The following is a 21,927-nucleotide window of genomic DNA, read 5'->3' as shown; positions in this document are numbered from 1 at the left end:
ACAAGATCACTTTAAACGCTGTCTGTCAGGTGCAAGTCCGACAGGCTGCTAGGGCCTGGTTAGCGAAAACTGCTGGAAATCTCGCAGTAGACCGGGCCAGGCGTCAGATTCTGGAGAAAAATTACCTTGAATTGCTGGCCGGTATGCCTGAGCGTGAACACCCCTCACCAGAGGCGCAGTTTGAGTTGCTGGAACTCTTGGATCAGATAGATACCTTGCTAAATGGGTTGCGATCTATTGAGAAACAGGTTTTTTTGATGTCGCGCCTCGATGGAACACCCTACCGTAAAATTGCAGACAAATTGCACATCAGCCTTTCATCGGTAGAAAAGTATATGGCGAAGGCGATGTTGGGTTGCTATGCCGTTGCTTATCCCGACCTGCAGCCTGGCCGGGAATCGGGTAAATCATGAGTACTTTATTTGATACTCAGCCTCCCTTATCGGAGGACATTGTTCAACAAGCCATTCTTTGGCGAATCCGACTGGAGTCGGGTGAAGCTGGCTTTGGAGTGCCTGATGCCTGTCTGACTTGGCGGCAGAGTCACCCTGACCATGAGTTGGCCTGGCAGAGACTGGCGAAGATGGATGCGGTATTTGAGTCAACGGCAACCCGGGCTCCGCAGTTGGCCCGGGATACTTTGGTGAGTACAGATTCGGAGCGTCGGAAAATAACCCGGCGCCGGGCCCTGAGAATGTTGGGTGGTTCGGCCTTTGGGGTGGTCGGCATATCTATGCTGGCAAACGAAAAAGGAACTCTGAGTCGCTTTAACGCGGATTACGCCACTCGGGTAGGTGAGCGGATGCAGTTTGTGTTGCCTGACAGTAGTTCTGCCTGGCTCAATACCAATACAGCCTTAAATCTGAATAGTGACCGGGATCTGCGCCAGGTGTCACTCGCTCATGGAGAAGTTCAGCTAGAGGTTGCCAGCGATTCACGCCCATTCCAGGTTGTCAGCCAGCACGGTAAAGCCTATACCACCGGGGGGCGAATACTGGTTCGACAGGAGCCCGATTTTGACCTGGTAGAGGTGCAGGCAGGTGAGGCCCGTCTTCAAGCAGTTGGTCGGCCAACGGAGATTCTCGCTGAGGCAGGGCAGCTCCACAAGTTAAGTCGCCATGGCAGTACTCGAGTCAGCAATCCGGGAATGGACTACAGTGCCTGGATTGAAGGTGTGCTATCGGTGCGAAACATGCCTTTAAAACAGGTTCTTGATGAAGTTTCCCGCTATAGGACAGGCTTCCTCCGCTGTGACCCGGCTTTGGCGGGTGTTCAGGTTTCCGGTGTGTATCAGTTGCATGATACCGACCGAATTCTCCAGGCGCTGGCCCGCTCTGCCAATGGCGTGTTGCGTTACCGGACTCGCTGGTGGGCTGAGGTAGTTACGTCTTAATTCCAGATTCAATAATTAAAATGCAAAAGATTCTCATTAAGTTTACGGGTTTTGGTTTTTCATTCGGCTAACAAGTACGACATGAAAGATACAAGGACCTTTGTTCGATGCGGTACCCCCTCAAAATATTTGGATTGCTCCTGCTGGTATTACAACTCAGCCTGATCAGTCCCTTCGCTCTTGCGCAGGTATCAAGCTCGGTTAGTTTGCAGCTTCCGGCAGGCCCACTTGGCGATGTGCTTGACGAGTACTCACGCCAGGCGGGCATTACGCTGTCGTATGAAGACAATCTGGTCAAAGAGCAGGTGGTACCTGCCCTGGTTGGCCAGTACCCCCCCTCTGACGCCTTACGAATTCTACTTGCGGGCAGTGGTTTGCAGGCAGAGCCTGTTGCTGAGAATACCTGGGTTATCCAGCCCGAGGCAGAGCCTGCAGACGATCTTCATACACTCGCTCCGATTCTTGTGCAGGGAGCCTATTCGAAGGCCGATAAGGTTTTCCAGACCCCGGGGTCCGCTAACGTAATATCCCAGCGTGAAATAGAGCGTTTTCGGGGCAGTTCTGTGGGCGATATTTTTCAGGGTACGACCGGCGTGTTGGTAGGTGAGAATCGAAACTCCGGAGGCATAGACGTAAACATTCGCGGCATGCAAGGGCAGGGGCGTGTGCCGGTACTTGTAGACGGTGCCCGACAGGAAACGACCGTTTACCGGGGGTATGCGGGCGTATCATCGCGCTCCTATATCGACCCGGATCTGATTTCTGACATTGAAATCAGCAAAGGTCCGGTGATGGGAGTGGGAGGGGCAGGAGCCACCGGCGGTGTGGTGAGCATGCGAACCATTGGCGTGAACGATATCGTCAAGCCTGGTGAGGATTGGGGGATACGCCTGCGTGGAAGTGCGATTGGCAATAGCAGTTCGCCGCCGCCTGCGGGCACGGCGGCTGGCCTTAACGGAACGGGTCGAACTTACCGCATCGACTGCGCCCACCCTGCTCTGTGTGAGGGGGAGCATGCGTTTCCAGATAGCTTTGGCTCCGATGAAGGCATGAGTCGTCCTTCACTGCTGGATATGCGCAGTTGGGCGGGGAGTCTGGCGGTGGCGAAGCGTTTTGAGACCTTTGACCTGGTTGCCGCCTATTCGCAGCGAAATCAGAAGAGCTATTACGCGGGTAGCGATGGGCCTGTCCCGGAAATAGAGTACCAATACCGCGAGTTGCCCTTTTACACCGAAGTGACAGCGCTGCGTGATGGCGTTGCCCGCTTCAGAGGCGAAGAGCGAATCGTTAACAGCAACAATCGCAGCAATACGCTTTTGCTTAAAGGTAACTTCTACATAGGCCTTGAGCAGACCCTGGAACTCGGTTACCAGCGTTATGACAGTGAATACGGTGAGCTTATGCCGTCTCAGCTGATCTGGCTGGACCAGATCAGGCAGACCAGCAACAGCACGGTAACCGCCGATACTTACACCAGCCGCTACAATTGGGATCCCATAGATAATGACCGGATAAACCTGGATTTCAACCTTTGGCACACCCATACCCGTTCAGCCAACCGTAGCTATTCCGATGGCATATTTGGTGAGGGAGTGAGCGTCGACCCTGATCCGGAGCGCTATGATCGTTTTGGGCTAGATCTGTCCAATGAAATGCTGTTAACCGGTTGGGGGCAGCATGAGGTGAGCTACGGCATTACAGCCCAGAGGGAAGAAATTGATACAGAAATTCCCTATGACGAAGCAGGCAACCCGGCTGCTAACGAAGCCTTCGGTCGCATTGGTGACCGAACAGAGCTGGGGGCATTTTTCAACTGGCAATGGCAGCCTCATCAAACGTTAACGCTGAATTCAGGTATTCGTTATCTCAATGCAAAAACGGATGATCACAAACTGGTGGTGCCGCAAGGCACATACCAGGACCTGTACGACGAAGATGGAAATGTCGTTGATAACGTCTACGTAGAGAGCATTTTTTGCGTAGATGATGATGGCGATGGCAATTGTGATGCTATTCGCTATCGCACCGACAATAGCGGTAGCGCTCCGGTTTTCAGTGTGGCGTGGGAGCCTTGGCTGAACGGCGTCCAGTTCTACGCTCGTTATGCTGAAGGGATGCGCATGCCAAGCCTGTTCGAGGCCACTCAGGGTTGGTCCGTGACGCCTGCGTTAGATGTTGGCCTGAAGCCGGAACGTACTGTCAACAAAGAAGTAGGTATTAACGTTTTAAAACGCGGCCTCCTGTTCAATGACGATCGTATGGCGGTAAAGCTGTCACGCTTTCGCAACCATACCGATGATTATCTCACTCGCACATCGCCAAACACATGGGAGGAAGGCAGTGAACTTTTCGTCATGCGTAACATCGACAGCGTCACGCTGCATGGCACCGAACTAACGCTTGAATATGACGCTGGATTTGCCTACAGCAAGCTTGGTGGAACCAAATATCACCATATAGAGGTGTGCCATTACGGCAGTTACCGGCGTGAACGCTGTAACGATTACGGGGTCGCCAATTCTTACTTTAATAACATGATTCCACCTGAGTGGCATGCCAGTACCACCCTTGGAACGCGGTTATTTGACCGGCGCCTTGACCTGGGTGCCCGCGTCACCTTCATGGGGCAACGAACGCCTACGCCACCGTTTAACGATAACACTGCGCAGGGATTCAACAGGGTGGTGCCCTGGCATGATTATCGACTTGTGGATGTATACGCCAGCTGGCAGCACGGCGACTCGCTAACCGTAGATTTCAATATCGACAACCTTACCGACCAGTACTACCTGGATGCCCTGAGCCTGGGGTTGGTGCCTGCTCCCGGGCGCACCGCCCGTGTGGGCGTGACCTACAAGTACTGACCGTATGATAAACACCATGGAGATGTTTCCTATGCACCATCTGAAAACCTCATGCGCCATTCTTTGCGCATCCTTATTTTTGGTCGCCTGCGGTGGCGGTGATGGGGGGAGTGCCCCCAAGCCCACTGCCGATGCAGGTCCTGACCAGACGGTAGAGATTGGATCTACGGTATCCCTGAATGGGGCCCAAAGTGCTGCTACAGCAGATGGAGGCGCGCTTCGTTACACCTGGAGCCTGACCAGGACCCCTACCGACAGTACTGCCGATTTGTCGGATGACACCAGTGCGCAACCTACTTTTCTGGCCGACCTGCCCGGTACCTACGAGGCGGATCTGGTGGTCAACGATGGCACGGAGGACAGCAACCATGACAGCGTAACCATCACTGCCACCAACCCCGATCCTGTGGCGATTGCCGAAACAGAGCATCATGTTCTTATTGGTACATTAGTCGAGTTGGACGGCAGTGAAAGCGTACCGCCCACGGGGGGCGACCCACTGCAACTGGAATACGACTGGAGCCTCGATCTTGACCAGTTACCGGAAGGCAGCAGCGCGACCCTGTCCCAGACAGGCACATCGGTTGCTGGTCTCTATGCGGACGTCGCTGGAACCTATCACGTCACCCTAACGGTCAGTTACCAGGAGCAGACCAGCGAGCCGATCGACATCACCATTGTGGCCAGCAATACCAACACCAAGCCGATGGCAGATGCTGGCGGCCCCTATACTATCGAGCGCGGTCAAACATTGCCCCTTGATGGTTCGGGTAGCAGCGATGCTGATGGCGACCAGCTCAGCTATCGCTGGTATCTGTTCCCCTCAGAATCCATAACTCGGCGAACGAGTGCAAGTAAGCCGGCTGGCTCGGCGCTTACCGTAGAAAATGCGATTCAAAACTATAAAACGGCAACCGCGAGCATTACGCCAGATGTCGTTGGCGGTTGGAAAGCCTACCTGGTAGTTCACGATGGTGTTTCCAGTAGTACATCCATGGCCGATATTGACGTTACCTTGCCAGAAGGTGCGAGTAATACCCCGCCAGTGGCTACTTGGCACGCCACACCTCATGTCAATTTTTATGACAGTGTGCACAGTAATGAGGTAGAGCTTGGCGCTAGCAAGTGGGCCAGCGGTAACTCATATGATGTGGATGGTAACTGGATCGGTAGCAGCAACCGGAGTTACCAGTGGATCAGTACACCTCCTGGTTATGTACAGGATGATTTGGTTGGCGCCGGTTCGTTTAACTTTACTTCAACGGAAGCTGGTAACTATACCGTAGAAATGATGGTCAACGACGGTGAAGACGACAGCGAACCGAAGCGCCGTACCTTTGAGGTCCGTACTGGGGCGAATAGTGCTCCTTCTGCTGGTATGACTGTAGATTCCAGTACGGTGTTAGTGGGGGCGACGGCATGGTTTGACGGTCGTACCAGTGATGACGCTAATGATGATGCGATCGAATACATCTGGACACTTTTTGATAAACCGGATGGCAGTACTGCCAAACTGATATATGAAGACGTAACCAGAGAAGATGGCGCTGTGCTGTCTAATGCACGAGCGGGGATCGTAACTGACCAGCCTGGGACTTATATTGTAATGCTGGCGGTTCGGGATTCCCACGGGGTAACAAGTACTGACAATTTTTTTCCGTACGGAAAAGTGCGAGCGAAATCTGAGAACAACCCGCCATCAACCAGTCCACAGGTGCTGTCGGCCGGCAGCTATCGGAACCCAACCTATCCATACCTGAATATGGACGAGACCCAACCTCTGGTGGTAGGGCAACGCGCTAATATGCTTGCCCAGGCTGTCGATCCGGATCTGGATACTCTGTATTACGTCTGGACCATGGATGAAAAGCCGGAAGGCAGTGCCGCCATAGAAGCGGGTGACAGAGACACGTTCGGCTTTACAGCCGATCTTCCGGGAATTTACCGCGTTACTGTTGTAGCGAGCGATGGTGTGGCCACGACTGAGCCATATACCTTAACGGTTCCAGTGGTCACGCCCGAAGACTACCCGACATTGAGGCTGATCAAAGGCGACCAGAGTTACATTCTTGGTGGTTCGGGTTCCGATCAATCAGGCGACTCTCAAGGCGCAGTTCCACCAGATTTAGCCACTATGGAGATTGATCTGGGTGGCTCCATGACCCTTCCTTACCAGGATTGGAATTTAAGCTCTGGTGCTTATACCAAGCTTTGGGCTCTCACGGCCTCTAAAGGCGACTACACAATTCAAGACCTCACAGTGACAACAGATTACCTAGGTGGTACGGAGCAGGCGCGCCTGGTGGGTTTGACTGAGGGGCAGGTAATTCGGGAAGGAGAAACTGTTAACTTTGCGCTGGTTTACCCTTCCGATTTCAATAGAAGAGTGTCCCGCGGTGATTTTCGCTGGCAGTTCAAGATTAAGGAGAGAGAGGACTTTTTATTTAATTATCAATCAGATATAGGGGGTTTGGATTAGCCCTTAATTGGGATTGATCTCTAATACCTCACAAAAAGGCTGGCCTCTGGTCAGCCTTTCCCTTTTAAAAATGGCCAACACATGTTGAAAAAAATACCTTTATTGATCGTCCTCACCACGTTCTGTATGCAAGGTTATGCTCAGCCGGTTGATTTGGCAGGTGTTCAGTCATTGAACGACGAGGCGCTGGAATTTCATGGTGCCGGCAATTATGAGCATGCGGCAGAGCGTTACCAAACGCTGTTGCCACTTTTGCAGGCGCATTTTGGGGAAAGCAGTGAAGAGGAAGCCCGGATTCTGGCCAGCCTGGCTGATACGCAACTGGCCAGAGAGAAATACGAGGAGGCTGAGCTTACCTATAGGAAGACGATGGACATACTGGCGAACCAGGATTTGCCCATACTTAAAGCCGATGCCTTGAACGGCCTGGCATCTTCGTTGTACCTACGCCGGCGCTTTGCAAAAGCGGAGCCCCTGTTTGTGGAGGCAAACGAAATGCTGGAGGCCACTCCCTCTGCGCCGATAGAGCGCCGACTACTGGTTCTGGATAACCTTGCAGCACTCTATCAAAGCCTTGGCCGCACTCGGCAGGCAGAGAAGTATCAGGCACAGGCCCGTGCATTGCGCCAGGAAAACCACTAGTCGCTATTGACAGCTGACCGCTCGGAACAATGCGGGCGCACTCGAGTTTTTAAAACAAAACAAAACAAAACCCTGTCTCGTTCGTCTTGTATATAAGGAGCTCGATTTTTTGTCCTGCTAAGCCTGTCGAGTGGTAACTCTATTCAGTTGAGAATCTCCATGCATACTATCGAAGTGAACTCTGCCATATCTCTTACTGCCTTGCTCAAAACGGGCACCACCCGGGAACACGAGAAACTCGACAAGCGAATTATGGCTTTGTCTCCGTTCTCTAGCCGTGAGCGTTACGCACTGTTCGTGCGAACCCAGGCCCGCCTGCACCGGGTGGTAGCGCCTTGTTATCAGAACCCGGTTTTAAAGGAGTGGCTGCCGGATCTGGAGGAACGGAACAGGCTGGAAGCGGTGTTGGCCGATTGTGGCGATTTTGATATCAGCAGCGCAGCCTTGCAGGAGGATGCTGATGTTTCGAGTCGTGTGGGAGTAGATGATGCCTATGCTGCGCTGGGATGGCTGTATACGGTTGAAGGTTCAAATCTCGGGGCAGCCTTCTTGCTGAAACATGCCAAGAAAGAGCTGGCGCTTTCCGAAACCTTTGGGGCCCGCCATCTGGCAGGCAATAGTGATGGTCGGGGAGCCTTCTGGAAGCGTTTCAAGGAAGGGTTGGACGGTATTGATTTGACTGAAACGCAGCGCCAGGCTGCGCTCGGCGGTGCGCTGGAGGCGTTTGCTTTCGCTCGCGCCGGGGTGGAAGAGCTTCTCGCTCCTTTTGCAGAGGCTGATTCGGCCTGATGCTTCAGATGCTGGCGTGGCGCCTACTGGCAGTCTTGTTCGTTGGGCTCGGGTTGCTCGGCGTGATCGTGCCAGGAATGCCGACGACAGTTTTTATGCTGCTGGCGATGTGGGCGGCAGGCCATGGGTGGCCTGCTCTGCAGCGCTGGATCCTGGCACATCCTCGTTTTGGGCCATCTGTCCGCCAATGGAATAGCCATGGGGCCATCCCTCGCCGGGCAAAGTGGCTGGCGGCTATTTCCATCCTGGTCAGCGTGAGCATCATTTGCCTGTCGGCTAGCCCGGTGTGGGTGAAGTGGTTGCTTCCATCATGTTTATGCGTGGTGCTGGCCTGGCTGTGTAGCCGGCCGAGTGCTTCAGGTACCTGAATGGTGAGAACAGGTTCGTGAAAGCGGACACGCCAGCGAACAGTTATGCCCCTCTCGGGGTTTTTTAAGGTTGCTCAATAATATTGAGTATTACCTTTAATATTATTCCGATTAAATTCGTGGAGTGAATTGATGAAACACATAATGGTGTTGTTGCTGTGCCTGTTGTTTACGGGCGTAGGCCGGGCAATGGCAGAGGAGCCTTTGGCAGTGACAGACCAGGCGCCAGGTGCCGGGAGTGAAGTGGTAGAAGCTCCCGCAGAGGAGGGCGGAACAGCCCCTGAGATCAGCGATGATCTGGGCTCAGATCTTTCTCCCTGGGGGATGTATCAAGCCGCTGACTGGGTGGTAAAAGCAGTAATGATCCTTCTGGTTATTGCTTCGGTTCTGACATGGATGGTGTGCCTGTTGAAAATGCTGCAATTGAACGTCGCCAGGAGGCGTGAGCAGCGTTTTCTGGCGGTGCTGGTTGAGGCCGAGCGCTTTGCGGAAGCAGAGAACAAATCAGCGTCTCTGAAAGGTTCGGGGTTGCTGTTGTTGCAAGCAAGTGATCATGAACTGGCGCATTCCGCCCGTGGCAAGTCATCTGATGGTGGGGTAAAAGAACGGGTTTCAGCTCGCCTGGAAAGGGTGCAGGTGTTCTTGACAGGGCGAATGAATAGAGGAACCGGCATTTTGGCAACGGTTGGCTCCGTTGCACCTTTCGTAGGTCTGTTCGGAACTGTGTGGGGCATCATGAATAGCTTTATCGGTATCGCCGAATCCAATACCACCAATCTGGCTGTGGTCGCACCAGGTATTGCAGAAGCCCTGCTGGCTACCGCTATGGGTTTGGTGGCGGCGATTCCAGCGGTCGTGATCTACAATCATTTTTCCCGGGCAATTGGCAGCTATCGGGCTTTGCTGGCAGATATTTCTACTGCCTTGTTGATTCTGGTCAGCCGTGACCTGGACCGGCACCACCCAGAGGCGAGAGCGCTCGCTGGGAAAGTGCGACAGAAAGAAACAGAGCCAGTGAGCATCAGCCGGGATGTTGATTAATGGCGTTCAATATGGAAGCAGGCAACTCCGATGATTTGCCTGAAAGTCACGAAATAAATGTAACCCCCTTCATTGATGTGATGTTGGTGTTGCTGATTATCTTCATGGTTGCGGCCCCACTTGCTACCGTGAGTGTGCCAGTAGATCTGCCTGCGTCAGCCGCTCCACCGCAGCCGCCTGAGGATGACCCGGTGTACCTGACATTACAGAAAGATCTCACCTTGACTCTTGGGGATGACCAAGCCGTTTCTCGCGAAACTTTGTTGGCCGGGTTGCAGCAGCAGGGCATTCAACCAAACGCCCGCCTGTTGTTACGTGCAGATCAACAGGTAGCGTACGGCGATGTTATGGCGGTGATGAATGTACTGAGTGCGGCCGGTTATTTGAAAATTGCGCTGGTTGGGCTTGAGCAGGTAGGGGCTGAACAGCTATGACATTGCTGGCAGGCCCTGTTGTTCGCCAACGCTACAAGGAACCTGCAAGTTGGATCCTGGCCTTGTTGGCTGCCTTGCTGATGCATGGTGCGGCGGTTCTGGCTGCGTTGTGGCGCCCGGTGCATGAGCCGGTTATGCCACCATCTGCGGCGCCGGTGGTGGTGAGTATAGCTATGTTGGCGGCTCCGTCGTCTGAGCCTAGTGAATTGCCGCCGGGCCCGCAGCAAGTTGAGTCGGCAGCGGCGCCCCCGCCACCTCCAACTCCAACGAAACCGGAGCCGGTGCAGGAGGTTGTGCCAGACGTCACGCCAGAGGTGGTATTGGAAGAAGTTGTCGAACCGGTTGAACCTGCACGTGAAGAGGATGACGTTGAAGTTGAAGAAGTCGCCGATGCAGAGCAGAAGCAATTCAGCGAATCTTCGGCCGATCAATCAGCGCCGGAAACTACTGCGCCAGTATCTCTGCCGGTGGAAGGCGAGGTGGCAGCGGCACCGGCAGTGGGTGCCTTGAGTAAACGGGCAGCGGATGCCCGCGTAAACTGGCAAAACATATTGCAGGCACACCTCGCGCAGCGAAAGCGCTACCCTAGACGAGCCCAGATGCGAAGGCAAGAAGGGGTGCCCTGGGTGAGTTTTACCATTGATCGGGAGGGGAGGGTGTTGGATGTATCCTTGTTCCGGGCCAGTGGCGTAAAGTCACTGGATAAGGAAACCGTGGCGCTGGTACACCGAGCGGATCCTTTACCCGCCCCACCACCGGAGGTGCCAGGTAATACGGTGAGCCTGACGGTTCCGGTGGAGTTCTTTATCGGCCGTTAAAATGGGCTCAGAATGCGATTTTCTCGCGCTCACTGATACCAAGGTTTTTCCAGATGCTGATGCTGGGCTCAGCCTGGTTCAGAGTGTAAAAGTGCAATCCCGGCGCGCCGGCTTTCAGAAGCTTTTCACACATATTGGTGACTACTTCTTCCCCGAACTTGAGAATGCTCTCTTTGTCATCGCCATAAGCTTCCAGCTGTTTGCGAATCCAGCGTGGTATTTCTGCACCACACATGTCAGAGAAGCGCACCATGCTTGAGAAGTTCACGATGGGCATAATGCCGGGAACTACCGGAATGGTAACTCCGAGCTGTTCAAGCCGGTCGATGAAGTAGAAGTAGCTGTCCGGGTTGAAGAAGTATTGAGTAATGGCACTGTTTGCACCAGCCTCCACCTTGCGGGCAAAGTTTCTCAGATCATCTTCAGCATTTCGGGCCTGAGGATGGAACTCCGGGTAGGCCGCTACTTCCAGGTTAAAGTGATCACCGCTGTGCTCACGAATAAACTCAACCAACTCGTTGGCGTAACGCATTTCGCCGGACGCACCCATACCGGAAGGCATATCACCCCGAAGGGCGACAATCCGGTTGATGCCGTTCTCTTTATACACGTCCAGCAGTTCAGCAATCTCTGCCCGCGTACCACCCACGCAGGAGAGGTGTGGCGCTGTGGAAATGCCCTGCTTGTGCAGGTCGACCACGGTTTCAATGGTGCGGTCCCGTGTGGAACCGCCGGCACCGAAGGTAACCGAGAAAAAATCCGGGTTCACTTCGGCAAGCTGGTTGCGCACCGTTTGGAGTTTTTCTTTGCCCGGGTCGGTCTTGGGCGGGAAAAACTCAAAGCTGAAGCGACGTTTAAACTGTTTCTGGGATTGCATCTTATTATCCGTTCAGTACTTGTAGCTTTCCGGCTTGTACGGGCCTTCGACCGGTACACCGATGTATTGCGCTTGTTCGGGAGTCATCTTGGTGATTACACCACTGAACCCCTCAACCATGGCGCGGGCCACTTCTTCGTCCAGGTGCTTGGGCAGAACCTGTACATACACGCCTTTGGCGCGGGCATCTTCTGGCAGATCTGCGAACTTACGCTCGAACAGGTACATCTGCGCCAGAACCTGGTTGGCGAAGGAGCCATCCATAATCCGTGAAGGGTGGCCAGTAGCGTTGCCCAGATTTACCAAACGGCCTTCAGAAAGCAGGATCAGATGGTCGTTAACGGCCTTGTCGCGGTAGATCACGTGAACCTGAGGCTTAACTTCGTCCCATTCCCAGTTCTTGCGCATGAAGGCGGTGTCGATCTCGTTATCAAAGTGGCCGATGTTGCACACAACCGCGCCAGACTTCAGAGCCTTGAGCATGTGCGCATCGCACACGTTCATGTTGCCGGTGGTGGTAACCAGCAAGTCGGTGGTCTGCAGCAAGGCTTTGTCTACGCCGGCTTCAGTGCCTGTGTTCACGCCGTTGATGTACGGAGAAACCACTTCATAGCCGTCCATGCAGGCCTGCATGGCACAGATTGGGTCGGCTTCGGTCACTTTTACAATCATGCCTTCCTGGCGCAGTGAGGCAGCAGAGCCTTTACCCACATCGCCGTAACCGATTACCAGCGCCTTTTTACCGGCCATCAGGTGGTCGGTGCCGCGCTTGATGGCATCGTTAAGGCTGTGGCGACAGCCGTATTTGTTGTCGTTCTTGGATTTGGTCACGGCATCGTTCACGTTAATGGCCGGTACTTTCAGCACACCGTCGCGCAGCATTTCTTGTAGGCGGTGTACGCCGGTGGTGGTCTCTTCGGTCACACCGTGGCACTTGGCCAGAATTTCTGGGTATTTCTCGTGGAGCAGGGCAGTCAGGTCGCCGCCGTCGTCCAGGACCATGTTGGGTTCCCAGCCTTCAATGTCTGCGCCGATCGTGCGTTCCAGGCACCAATCGTATTCTTCGTCGGTTTCGCCTTTCCAGGCAAACACAGGAATGTTCTGGGCAGCGATAGCGGCAGCAGCCTGATCCTGGGTAGAGAAGATGTTGCAGGATGACCAACGAACGCTTGCGCCCAGTTCGATCAGCGTTTCAATCAGCACGGCTGTTTGGATGGTCATGTGGATGCAGCCCATGATGTTCGCGCCTTTCAGCGGCTGCTCTGCTTTGTACTTTTCACGCAGTGCCATCAGGGCGGGCATTTCGCCTTCGGCGATATTGGTTTCTTTGCGGCCCCAGTCTGCCAGGGAAATATCGCGGACTTTGAAGTCTTCGAAGTTGCTCATTCTGTTCTCCGGTTAGTTCTGTTTTTGGCGAGAGAGTTTATTTCTCTAGCCTCTAAAATTTGGAGTATCCGGGGGTGGGACAACCTTCCGTGGAACCGCTACGAGCACGTCCATGTGCGCTTGGCCTCGGCCATCCATGGCCTCCGACATTCCACGGAAGGTTGTCCCACCCCCTCTTTCTAATTTGGGCGTATGCCTTCAGGTATACGTCCTTAAAAATTTTAGATGCCGGCGGCGTCTTGCAGCGCAGCCGCACGATCGGTTTTTTCCCACGGGAACGTAGTGAAGGTTCTGCCGCCAACGGTGATCTCTTGTGGCTCGCGGCCGAAGTGGCCGTAGGCTGCTGTGGCTTGGTACATAGGGTGCAGCAGGTCGAGCATGTTGGTGATGGCGTAAGGGCGCAGGTCGAAGTGCTGGCGTACCAGTTCGATGATCTTGTCGTCGCCGATTTTGCCGGTGCCGAAGGTGTTTACAGAGATAGAGGTAGGCTGTGCCACGCCGATGGCGTAGGAAACCTGAATCTCGCATTTTTCGGCCAGGCCGGCGGCCACGATGTTTTTGGCAACGTAGCGACCAGCGTAAGCGGCTGAGCGGTCAACCTTCGAGGGGTCTTTGCCCGAGAAAGCACCGCCGCCGTGGCGAGCCATGCCGCCGTAAGTGTCTACGATGATCTTCCGGCCAGTAAGGCCACAATCACCAACCGGGCCACCGATCACGAACTTGCCGGTGGGGTTAATGTGGAACTGGGTGTCTTTGTGCAGCAGTTCTGCCGGCAGCACGTTCTTCACAACCAGCTCCATCAGCGCTTCTTTCAGGTCGGTTTGGCTAACGTCTGGATCGTGCTGGGTGGAGAGCACAACGGCGTCTATGCCCACTACTTTGCCGTTTTCATAACGGCAAGTTACCTGGCTTTTCGCGTCCGGGCGCAGCCACGGCAATATGCCGTTCTTGCGGGCTTCGGCTTGGCGCTCCATCAAACGGTGGGCGAAGGTGATCGGTGCAGGCATCAGCACTTCGGTTTCGTTGCTGGCGTAACCGAACATCAGGCCCTGGTCGCCGGCGCCCTGGTCTTCTGGCTTTTGGCGGTCAACGCCTTGGGCGATTTCAGGAGACTGCTTGCCAATGATGTTGATGATGCCGCAAGTGTCGGCGTCGAAACCTACGTCTGAAGAGGTGTAACCCACGTCTTTGATCACATCGCGAACCAGGTCTTCCAGATCTACCCATGCGCTGGTGGTGATTTCACCGCCTACTATGGCCACACCGGTTTTCACCATGGTTTCGCAAGCCACTCGGGCGTGTGGGTCTTCCGTTAGGATGGAATCCAGAACGGCGTCGGAGATCTGGTCGGCCAGTTTGTCCGGGTGGCCTTCAGAGACCGATTCGGAGGTGAACACACTATAGTCAGACATAGGTTTGCTCCTTTGTGAGCGTTTCGAAATCTTGCCGATGGCTGCGTGATGTTGCAGGCACCGGCTACATAAGTTGTTTGTTTTAAAGGCGTAAGTACTACTACCTACGCCAATATCAAAGTTTTTTGATATGCCCGTGCGGGGCTTGATGCATTTGGGTTCGGTTACCTAAGTGGCAAATGGGTTTTCCAGAACTCCCTTACTTGAATCTGGAACCCGTTGCGCAAACCAATAAACAGTTGCTCGCCGGCTTTCAGGCCTGCTGCTGCAGCCCAGGCAGTAAGTTCCTCTGGCTCGAAACCAAGCCACAGGTCGCCGCAATTTTCCTTTGCCCAATCCTGATCGTGGCTGCACAGGTCGCTGACAACCAAGCAGCCGCCGTTATTCATCAGTGCTGCCGCATCCAGAAAAATATCGGCTGGGCTAGGTACGTGGTGCAGCACCATATTGGCCACCACAAGATCAAACGCATCGCCACGGGCCAGTAGTGTGTCGGTCACGCCTTCAATCAGGTCAATGTTGTTCAGGCGCTCATCAATGCAGGTGCGCGTGGCTTTGGCGAGCATGTCCCGGCTGTTATCCAGCGCCACAACGTGTTCGCAAAGCTCAGAAAGCACCGGCAGAAAACCACCTTCGCCTGGGCCGATTTCCAAAGCGGTTTGCCACCGAGCTTTTCGCGTGCGCTTGCGAATCATCTTTGCTACCGGCGCTGCGTAAAGATCAAAGGCAGCGATCAGTTCCTGCTGCTCCCGGAATTGCTCGGAATGCCGAGAGAAAAATGCTTGTGACTGATCCGCTCGTTGGTTGCGGATGGCTTCAATCTTATCCTGCAGGTGCGCGGGCAAAGGCGCGCGGTCTACAGCTTCAAAAATCTGGCGAATGGTTTGGTCTGTGGGCTTTTCGTTATCCAGGTGCAGCGGGCGGCGATAGAAAATCGCGTTGCCTTCACGCTGCGGCTCCAGCAGCCCCGCCTTGTGCATCACTTTCAGGTGGTGGCTCATGCCAGACTGGCGCATATCAAACAGTTGGCTCAGCTCCAGCACGCCAAATGTATCCCTGCGCAGCACACGCAAAATTTCCAGGCGCAGAGGGTCGCCGCTTGCCTTAAAAATAGGGGCGAGCACGTCCACGGAGGAGATTTGGTTAGCGTGTGCATTTAAACTTGTCATGGTGGCGAAGTGTAAGGGGGTTGGAGTGCTCAATCAATAGCCATATCAAAGTTTTTTGATATAGATTTATCATTCTTTGAAATCAATCTCTTTCGGCAATCCACGTAAGGATATTTACACAGAAGCTGCACGTCGATTTGCCCCGGCACACCGTAATCGGCGAAAATACGCGCCATATTTTTGAACAGCTTTGTGTTGCCCTATTAAACGCTCTGGATTTCCTCACTTTCCCTGAAAAACATTGGAGAAACGTTAATGCCATCTCGTAAAGATCTCGCCAACGCCATTCGCGCGCTGAGCATGGATGCGGTTCAGAAAGCCAAATCCGGCCACCCGGGTGCGCCCATGGGCATGGCGGATATCGCCGAGGTGCTGTGGAACGATTACCTAAGCCACAACCCAGCAAACCCCCAGTGGGCTAACCGCGACCGTTTCATGCTCTCCAATGGCCACGGCTCCATGCTGCAGTATTCCCTGCTGCACCTGAGCGGCTATGACGTTTCCATTGATGACATCAAGAACTTTCGGCAGCTGCATTCCAAAACACCGGGGCACCCGGAATACGGTTACACCCCGGGCGTAGAAACCACCACCGGTCCGCTGGGGCAGGGCATGGCCAACGCGGTTGGGTTCGCGCTGGCAGAGAAATCATTGGCGGCGCAGTTCAACCGCCCGGGCCATAACGTTGTTGATCACTACACCTACGCATTCCTGGGCGACGGCTGCCTGATGGAAGGCATCTCCCACGAAGTGTCTTCGCTGGCGGGCACTCTGGGCCTGGGCAAGCTGATCATGTTCTACGACGACAACGGCATCTCCATTGATGGCAAGGTCGACGGCTGGTTCACAGACGATACACCTAAGCGGTTTGAATCCTACGGCTGGCAGGTTATTGCCAACGTAGACGGCCATAACTCAGATGCCATTCGTGCAGCCGTTGAAGCGGGCCGCGCCAACACCGAACAGCCTACGCTGATCTGCTGCAAAACCGTGATCGGCTTTGGTTCGCCTAACAAGCAGGGCAGCGAATCCTCGCACGGTGCACCATTGGGCGAAGACGAAATTGTGCTGACGCGCAAGCAGTTGGGTTGGGATCACGGCTCATTTGAAGTTCCGGCCGACATCTATAACGCCTGGGACGCCAAAGACAAAGGCGCCAGTGCTGAGAGCGCGTGGAACGACACTTTTGCGGCCTATGAAAAAGCCGAGCCAGAACTGGCTGCCGAGCTGAAGCGCCGTATGGCCGGTGACTTGCCTGCCGATTTCTCTGAAAAAGCCCAGGCTTACATTCAGGAATGTCAGGACAAGAGCGAAACCATCGCTAGCCGTAAGGCTTCCTTGAACACTCTGAACGCCTACGGCCCACTGCTGCCGGAACTGCTTGGCGGTTCCGCCGACTTGGCTGGCTCCAACCTCACCATCTGGAGCGGCACCAAAGGTGTCACCAAAGAAGACGCCAGCGGCAACTACATCTATTACGGTGTGCGTGAATTCGGCATGGCCGCCATCATGAACGGCGTTGCCTTGCACGGAGGCTTTGTACCCTACGGCGCAACCTTCCTGATCTTCATGGAATACTGCCGCAACGCCGTGCGCATGGCCGCACTGATGAAGCAGCGTTCTATCTTTGTGTTCACCCACGACTCCATTGGTCTGGGCGAAGACGGCCCAACTCACCAGCCGGTTGAACAGCTTGCCAGCCTGCGCACCACCCCAAACATGAGCACCTGGCGCCCAGCCGACGCCGTAGAATCTGCAGTCGCCTGGAAGTCTGCGTTGGAGCGCTCAGATGGCCCAACAGCCATGATCTTCTCCCGCCAAGGCCTGCCCGGCCAGGCACGTGATGCACAGCAGTTGGCCGATGTTGCCAAAGGCGCGTACGTGCTTTCTGACAGCGAAGGCGAGCCAGATCTCATTCTTATTGCCACCGGTTCTGAAGTTGGATTAGCTCAGGACAGCGCAGCCAAGTTGCGAGAGCAGGGCAGCAAGGTGCGTGTGGTCTCCATGCCATCTACCGATGTATTCGATGCCCAGAGTGCTGAATACAAGCAACAGGTGTTGCCGATTGAGGTCACCAACCGCATTGCCATCGAAGCGGCCATTGCCGATTACTGGTACAAGTACGTGGGCCTGGACGGTCGCGTTGTGGGCATGACCACCTTCGGTGAATCCGCACCCGCCGGCGACTTGTTCAAAGAGTTCGGCTTTACCGTGGATAACGTACTGGAAGTTGCTTCGGAACTGCTGGACGCCTAATGACAGCACTTGCGCCCTTTCGTATTGCCATCAACGGTTATGGCCGCATTGGCCAGTGCGTGTTGCGTGCTCTGTACGAAAACGGTTTTCGCGACCACCTGCAGGTGGTCGCGATTAACGAGCTTTCGGATATCGACACCATCGCACACCTCACTCGATACGATTCCACCCACGGCCGCTTCTCCGGAAGCATCGCCGTGCAAGGGCAGGACTTGATCGTAAATGGCGACCCCATTCGAGTGCTTCGCCATTCAGACCCGGCAGAACTGCCGTGGAATGAGCTGGGTATAGATCTGGTGCTGGAATGCTCCGGCGCCTACTCAGATCGGGCAACCGCCGAACGGCATATCCAGGCCGGCGCGAAACGACTGCTGTTTTCCCAGCCTGCAGAATCGGATGTTGATCGCACCGTGGTGTTCGGCATTAACGATACGGAAATTACAGACACAGACCAGATAGTGGCCGCAGGTTCCTGCACCACCAACTGCCTGGTGCCGGTGATTACCGTGCTCGACAAAGCCTTCGGCGTGGAGCAGGGCAGTACCACCACCATCCACGCCGCCATGAACGACCAGCCGGTAATCGACGCCTATCACCATCAGGATCTTCGCCTTACCCGCAGCGCACTCCACAACATAGTGCCAGTGGATACCGGGCTGGCGAGGGGCGTTGAGCGGCTGCTTCCTCACATGGAAGGCCGGTTCAGCTCGGTCGCTTTGCGCGTACCCACCATGAACGTGTCCGTTATCGACATGGTATTCAACGTAAGAGAAGCCACCGACGCAGCATCGGTAAATCAGGTGCTCAAAACAGCTGCCAACGGCCCATTAAAAGGCATACTCGGCTACACCGACGAACTGCTGGCCAGCTCCGACTTCAACCACGACGCCCACTCCGGCGTAGTAGACGGCGGCCAAACCCGGGTAACCCGGGGCACCATGGTGAAAGTGTTGTGCTGGTTTGATAACGAGTGGGGATTTGCCAGCCGCATGCTGGATGTAAGCCAGAGTTGGTTGACCAAAACAGAAACAGTTCAAGATTGAAAAGAGATTTGGCCTGAAGCGCCAGCCTTCATCTTCATGATTTAAAAGTTAAGGACAATATTGTTATGGCCATCAAAAAAATGACCGACCTGGATCTCGCTGGCAAGCGCGTTCTCATTCGCGAAGATCTCAACGTGCCAGTAAAAAATGGCAAGATCTCCAGCGACGCTCGCATTCGCGCTTCTCTGCCGACCATCAAGGCCGCCAAAGACGCCGGCGCCAAGGTTATGTTGATGTCCCACCTGGGCCGCCCGGAAGAAGGCGTGTACGACGAAGCCTCCTCCATGAAGCCAGTTGCCGAGCACCTAACCAGCGTGCTGGGCCAGGAAGTGCGCCTGATTAAAGATTACCTGGGCGGTGTTGACGTAGCCGACGGCGAAGTGGTGCTGTTCGAGAACGTGCGCTTCAACAAAGGCGAGAAGAAAGACGACGAAGCACTGGCCAAGCAATACGCAGCCTTGTGCGACATCTACGTAATGGACGCCTTCGGCACCGCCCACCGCGCCCAAGCTTCTACCCACGGCGTGGCGCGCTTTGCACCAGAGGCCTGCGCTGGCCCATTGCTGGCGGCAGAACTAGACGCCCTGGGCAAAGCCCTGGATAACCCAGCCAAGCCGGTTGTTGCCATTGTTGGTGGCTCCAAAGTGTCTACCAAGCTCGACGTGCTCAACGCCCTAGAGAAAGTGTGTGACCAAATCATCGTAGGCGGCGGCATTGCCAACACCTTCCTTGCCGCAGCTGGCCACCCGGTTGGTAAATCCCTGTGCGAGCACGAACTGCTGGATACCGCCAAAGACATCGCCTCTCGCGTGAACATCCCGCTGCCGGTAGACGTAGTGGTTGCCAGTGAATTCGCAGAAAACGCCACCGCAACCATCCGGAACATTTCCGACGTGACTGCAGACGACATGATCCTAGACGTAGGCCCGGAAACCGCTGGCCAGTTTGCTGAACTGCTTAAGAACGCCAAAACCATCCTGTGGAATGGCCCGGTAGGCGTGTTTGAGTTTGATCAGTTTGCCAACGGCACCAAAACCTTGGGCGAAGCCATTGCCCAAAGCGACGCCTTCTCATTGGCCGGCGGTGGCGACACCGTGGCTGCCGTTGACAAATACGGCATAGCTGACAAGATCTCGTATATTTCCACCGGCGGTGGGGCCTTCCTGGAATTTGTAGAAGGCAAAGTGTTGCCAGCCGTAGCCGTACTGGAAGAGCGCGGCGCGTAAGAATTCCATTAAAGACATTTTGAAACTGAAACTTTGAAAGCTAAAACCAAGGAGACAACCAAATGGCCCTGATTTCGATGCGGCAAATGCTGGACCACGCCGCCGAGCATGGTTACGGTGTGCCAGCCTTTAACGTAAACAACCTGGAACAAATGCGCGCCATCATGGAAGCCGCCGACAAAACCGATTCCCCGGTTATTGTTCAGGCTTCAGCCGGTGCCCGCAAATACGCAGGTGCCCCCTTCCTGCGCCACCTGATTCTTGCAGCCATTGAAGAGTGGCCGCACATTCCGGTGGTTATGCACCAGGACCACGGCACCAGCCCGGCCATTTGCCAGCGCTCCATCCAGTTGGGCTTCAGCTCCGTAATGATGGACGGCTCCCTGGGCGAAGACGGTAAAACCCCGGCAGACTACGAATACAACGTAGACGTAACCCGCCGCACCGTAGATATGGCCCACGCCTGTGGCGTATCTGTAGAAGGCGAGCTGGGTTGCCTGGGTTCACTCGAAACCGGCCAGGCCGGTGAAGAAGACGGCATTGGCGCCGAAGGCACTCTGGACATGAGCCAGATGCTGACCGACCCAGAAGAAGCCGCCGACTTCGTGAAAAAGACCCACGTAGATGCCCTGGCCATCGCCATCGGCACCAGCCACGGCGCCTATAAGTTCACCCGCCCGCCCACAGGCGACACCCTGGCCATCGAGCAGATAAAAGCCATCCACAAGCGCATTCCAGATACCCACCTGGTTATGCACGGCTCTAGCTCCGTACCCCAGGAATGGCTGAAAATCATCAACCAATACGGCGGCGAGATGCCCGAAACTTACGGCGTACCGGTTGAGGAAATTGTAGAAGGCATCAAGCACGGTGTGCGCAAAGTAAACATAGACACCGACCTGCGCCTAGCCAGCACCGGTGCTGTGCGTCGCTTCCTGGCTGAGAACCCAGCCGAATTCGACCCGCGCAAATTCTTGAAGGCCACCATGGCCGCGATGACTGATATCTGCATCGCACGTTATGAAGCCTTCGGTTGTGCCGGCCAGGCCAGTAAGATCAAGCCTATTAACCTTGAGCGCATGTTTGAGCGTTATGAGGCGGGTGAATTGGACCCTAAGGTTAAGTAAGACTGTAGTGAAACAGCCCTGGGCGCCTGCCTGGGGCTGTGATTTTTCCTCCGAATTCCCCTCTCGATATTCTTCGCCCGAATTAACAAAGTATTGCAAAGGACAGCAGTAAACACTCCAGAGATGGGCTAGTGTAGGAAGCTATACGCTATAGACGCACTGCTTGTTAAGGATGACGGCCGATGACCTCTTCAGTACCCATACAATTTCTTTTTTTCTATTCTGGGTGCTTCGCCTTGTTACGCCTATTGGGCACAGCTCTGCCTGTGGGTGATGCGGTGCTGTTTGAAAGAAGACTCAGAACGATTCCCGGAAACCGAAAGACGCCGACGATTCGTCGTTATTGCAATAATGAAGACGTCACGCGATTACAGGGTATGGACAGTCGGGGGATTTTAAGTTGTTGGTATTCTGGGGTAAAAGCTTTCAGCCCTGGAATGGAGATTGCGTAAAATGTGGAAGTCACGTTTTTGCAATAATGAGGCGTTCTATCTAATACGCTGTTAAAGGCTGTGGCTTCGGTAGGTTTTATTGCTGGGTTTGGTGATAATCGGTCAGTTTGTTATCGGGTTTGGCTGCTTAGCCGAGCGGAGTGCTTTGTCA

General features: G+C 54.7%; 18 protein-coding genes. 14 read left to right on the top strand and 4 right to left on the bottom strand.

Features of this window, described 5'->3' with window-relative positions; genetic code table 11:
• From ACTH3S_RS12595 to ACTH3S_RS12550, 10 genes are all read left to right on the top strand, one after another.
• Positions 1-413: sigma-70 family RNA polymerase sigma factor (locus ACTH3S_RS12595; RefSeq protein ID WP_441809359.1), on the top strand; the 413-nt coding region annotated here is incomplete at its 5' end.
• Positions 410-1,393 carry a FecR family protein gene (locus tag ACTH3S_RS12590; RefSeq protein ID WP_441809358.1) on the top strand — a complete coding sequence of 328 codons (984 nt, stop codon included), beginning with the start codon at positions 410-412 and terminating at the stop codon, positions 1,391-1,393. The genes ACTH3S_RS12595 and ACTH3S_RS12590, both read left to right, overlap by 4 nt.
• A 107-nt stretch (positions 1,394-1,500) precedes the next feature.
• Positions 1,501-4,257, top strand: a complete 2,757-nt coding sequence (locus ACTH3S_RS12585; RefSeq protein WP_441809357.1) for a TonB-dependent receptor domain-containing protein — start codon at positions 1,501-1,503, stop codon at positions 4,255-4,257.
• Positions 4,258-4,288: 31 nt separating this feature from the next.
• Complete coding sequence (locus tag ACTH3S_RS12580; RefSeq protein WP_441809356.1) at positions 4,289-6,736, top strand: PKD domain-containing protein; 2,448 nt, start codon at positions 4,289-4,291, stop codon at positions 6,734-6,736.
• Between the two features lie 81 nt (positions 6,737-6,817).
• Positions 6,818-7,378, top strand: coding sequence for a tetratricopeptide repeat protein (locus ACTH3S_RS12575; protein ID WP_441809355.1), 561 nt, complete (start codon positions 6,818-6,820; stop codon positions 7,376-7,378).
• A gap of 159 nt (positions 7,379-7,537) precedes the next feature.
• The gene (locus tag ACTH3S_RS12570) at positions 7,538-8,167 is read left to right on the top strand and encodes a biliverdin-producing heme oxygenase (RefSeq protein ID WP_441809354.1); all 630 of its coding nucleotides are present in this window, start codon (positions 7,538-7,540) and stop codon (positions 8,165-8,167) included.
• A complete protein-coding gene (locus tag ACTH3S_RS12565; RefSeq protein WP_441809353.1) occupies positions 8,167-8,535 on the top strand; it encodes a YbaN family protein in 369 nt (122 codons plus the stop codon). The genes ACTH3S_RS12570 and ACTH3S_RS12565 overlap by 1 nt, the downstream gene beginning before the upstream one ends.
• 132 nt (positions 8,536-8,667) lie before the next feature.
• Positions 8,668-9,576 carry a tonB-system energizer ExbB gene (exbB, locus tag ACTH3S_RS12560; RefSeq protein ID WP_441809352.1) on the top strand — a complete coding sequence of 303 codons (909 nt, stop codon included), beginning with the start codon at positions 8,668-8,670 and terminating at the stop codon, positions 9,574-9,576.
• Positions 9,576-10,010, top strand: a complete 435-nt coding sequence (exbD, locus tag ACTH3S_RS12555; RefSeq protein WP_441809351.1) for a TonB system transport protein ExbD — start codon at positions 9,576-9,578, stop codon at positions 10,008-10,010. Before exbB ends, exbD begins: the two co-directional genes overlap by 1 nt.
• Positions 10,007-10,828, top strand: a complete 822-nt coding sequence (locus ACTH3S_RS12550) for an energy transducer TonB (RefSeq protein ID WP_441809350.1) — start codon at positions 10,007-10,009, stop codon at positions 10,826-10,828. Before exbD ends, ACTH3S_RS12550 begins: the two co-directional genes overlap by 4 nt.
• Positions 10,829-10,835: 7 nt before the next feature.
• Here the strand turns inward: ACTH3S_RS12550 and metF are convergent, their stop codons facing one another.
• The 4 genes from metF to ACTH3S_RS12530 form a co-directional block, all read right to left on the bottom strand.
• Positions 10,836-11,705, bottom strand: a complete 870-nt coding sequence (gene metF, locus ACTH3S_RS12545; RefSeq protein WP_441809349.1) for a methylenetetrahydrofolate reductase [NAD(P)H] — start codon at positions 11,703-11,705, stop codon at positions 10,836-10,838.
• Positions 11,706-11,717: 12 nt separating this feature from the next.
• Entirely contained in the window at positions 11,718-13,091 is a 1,374-nt protein-coding gene (gene ahcY / locus ACTH3S_RS12540; RefSeq protein WP_441809348.1) for an adenosylhomocysteinase, read from the bottom strand.
• Between the two features lie 221 nt (positions 13,092-13,312).
• Positions 13,313-14,503, bottom strand: a complete 1,191-nt coding sequence (gene metK / locus ACTH3S_RS12535) for a methionine adenosyltransferase (RefSeq protein WP_441809347.1) — start codon at positions 14,501-14,503, stop codon at positions 13,313-13,315.
• A 164-nt stretch (positions 14,504-14,667) separates the two neighbouring features.
• The gene (locus tag ACTH3S_RS12530; protein ID WP_441809346.1) at positions 14,668-15,672 is read right to left on the bottom strand and encodes a metalloregulator ArsR/SmtB family transcription factor; all 1,005 of its coding nucleotides are present in this window, start codon (positions 15,670-15,672) and stop codon (positions 14,668-14,670) included.
• Between the two features lie 255 nt (positions 15,673-15,927).
• Here ACTH3S_RS12530 and tkt point away from each other — a divergent pair, with 255 nt between their 5' ends.
• The 4 genes from tkt (at position 15,928) to fba (ending at position 21,324) form a co-directional block, all read left to right on the top strand.
• Positions 15,928-17,928 (top strand): transketolase, encoded by a 2,001-nt coding sequence (gene tkt / locus ACTH3S_RS12525; RefSeq protein WP_441809345.1) that lies wholly within the window; start codon positions 15,928-15,930, stop codon positions 17,926-17,928.
• The gene (locus tag ACTH3S_RS12520; RefSeq protein WP_441809344.1) at positions 17,928-18,971 is read left to right on the top strand and encodes a type I glyceraldehyde-3-phosphate dehydrogenase; all 1,044 of its coding nucleotides are present in this window, start codon (positions 17,928-17,930) and stop codon (positions 18,969-18,971) included. The genes tkt and ACTH3S_RS12520 overlap by 1 nt, the downstream gene beginning before the upstream one ends.
• A 65-nt stretch (positions 18,972-19,036) precedes the next feature.
• Positions 19,037-20,197: a phosphoglycerate kinase gene (locus tag ACTH3S_RS12515; RefSeq protein WP_441809343.1), complete on the top strand. Its 1,161-nt coding sequence runs from the start codon at positions 19,037-19,039 to the stop codon at positions 20,195-20,197.
• A 62-nt stretch (positions 20,198-20,259) separates the two neighbouring features.
• Positions 20,260-21,324, top strand: coding sequence for a class II fructose-bisphosphate aldolase (fba, locus tag ACTH3S_RS12510; protein WP_441809342.1), 1,065 nt, complete (start codon positions 20,260-20,262; stop codon positions 21,322-21,324).
• Positions 21,325-21,927 lie beyond the last annotated feature (603 nt).

The sequence above is a fragment of the Marinobacter sp. genome, from assembly GCF_052094685.1.
Lineage (GTDB): Bacteria > Pseudomonadota > Gammaproteobacteria > Pseudomonadales > Oleiphilaceae > Marinobacter.
This window is presented reverse-complemented; position numbering and strand designations above follow the sequence as displayed.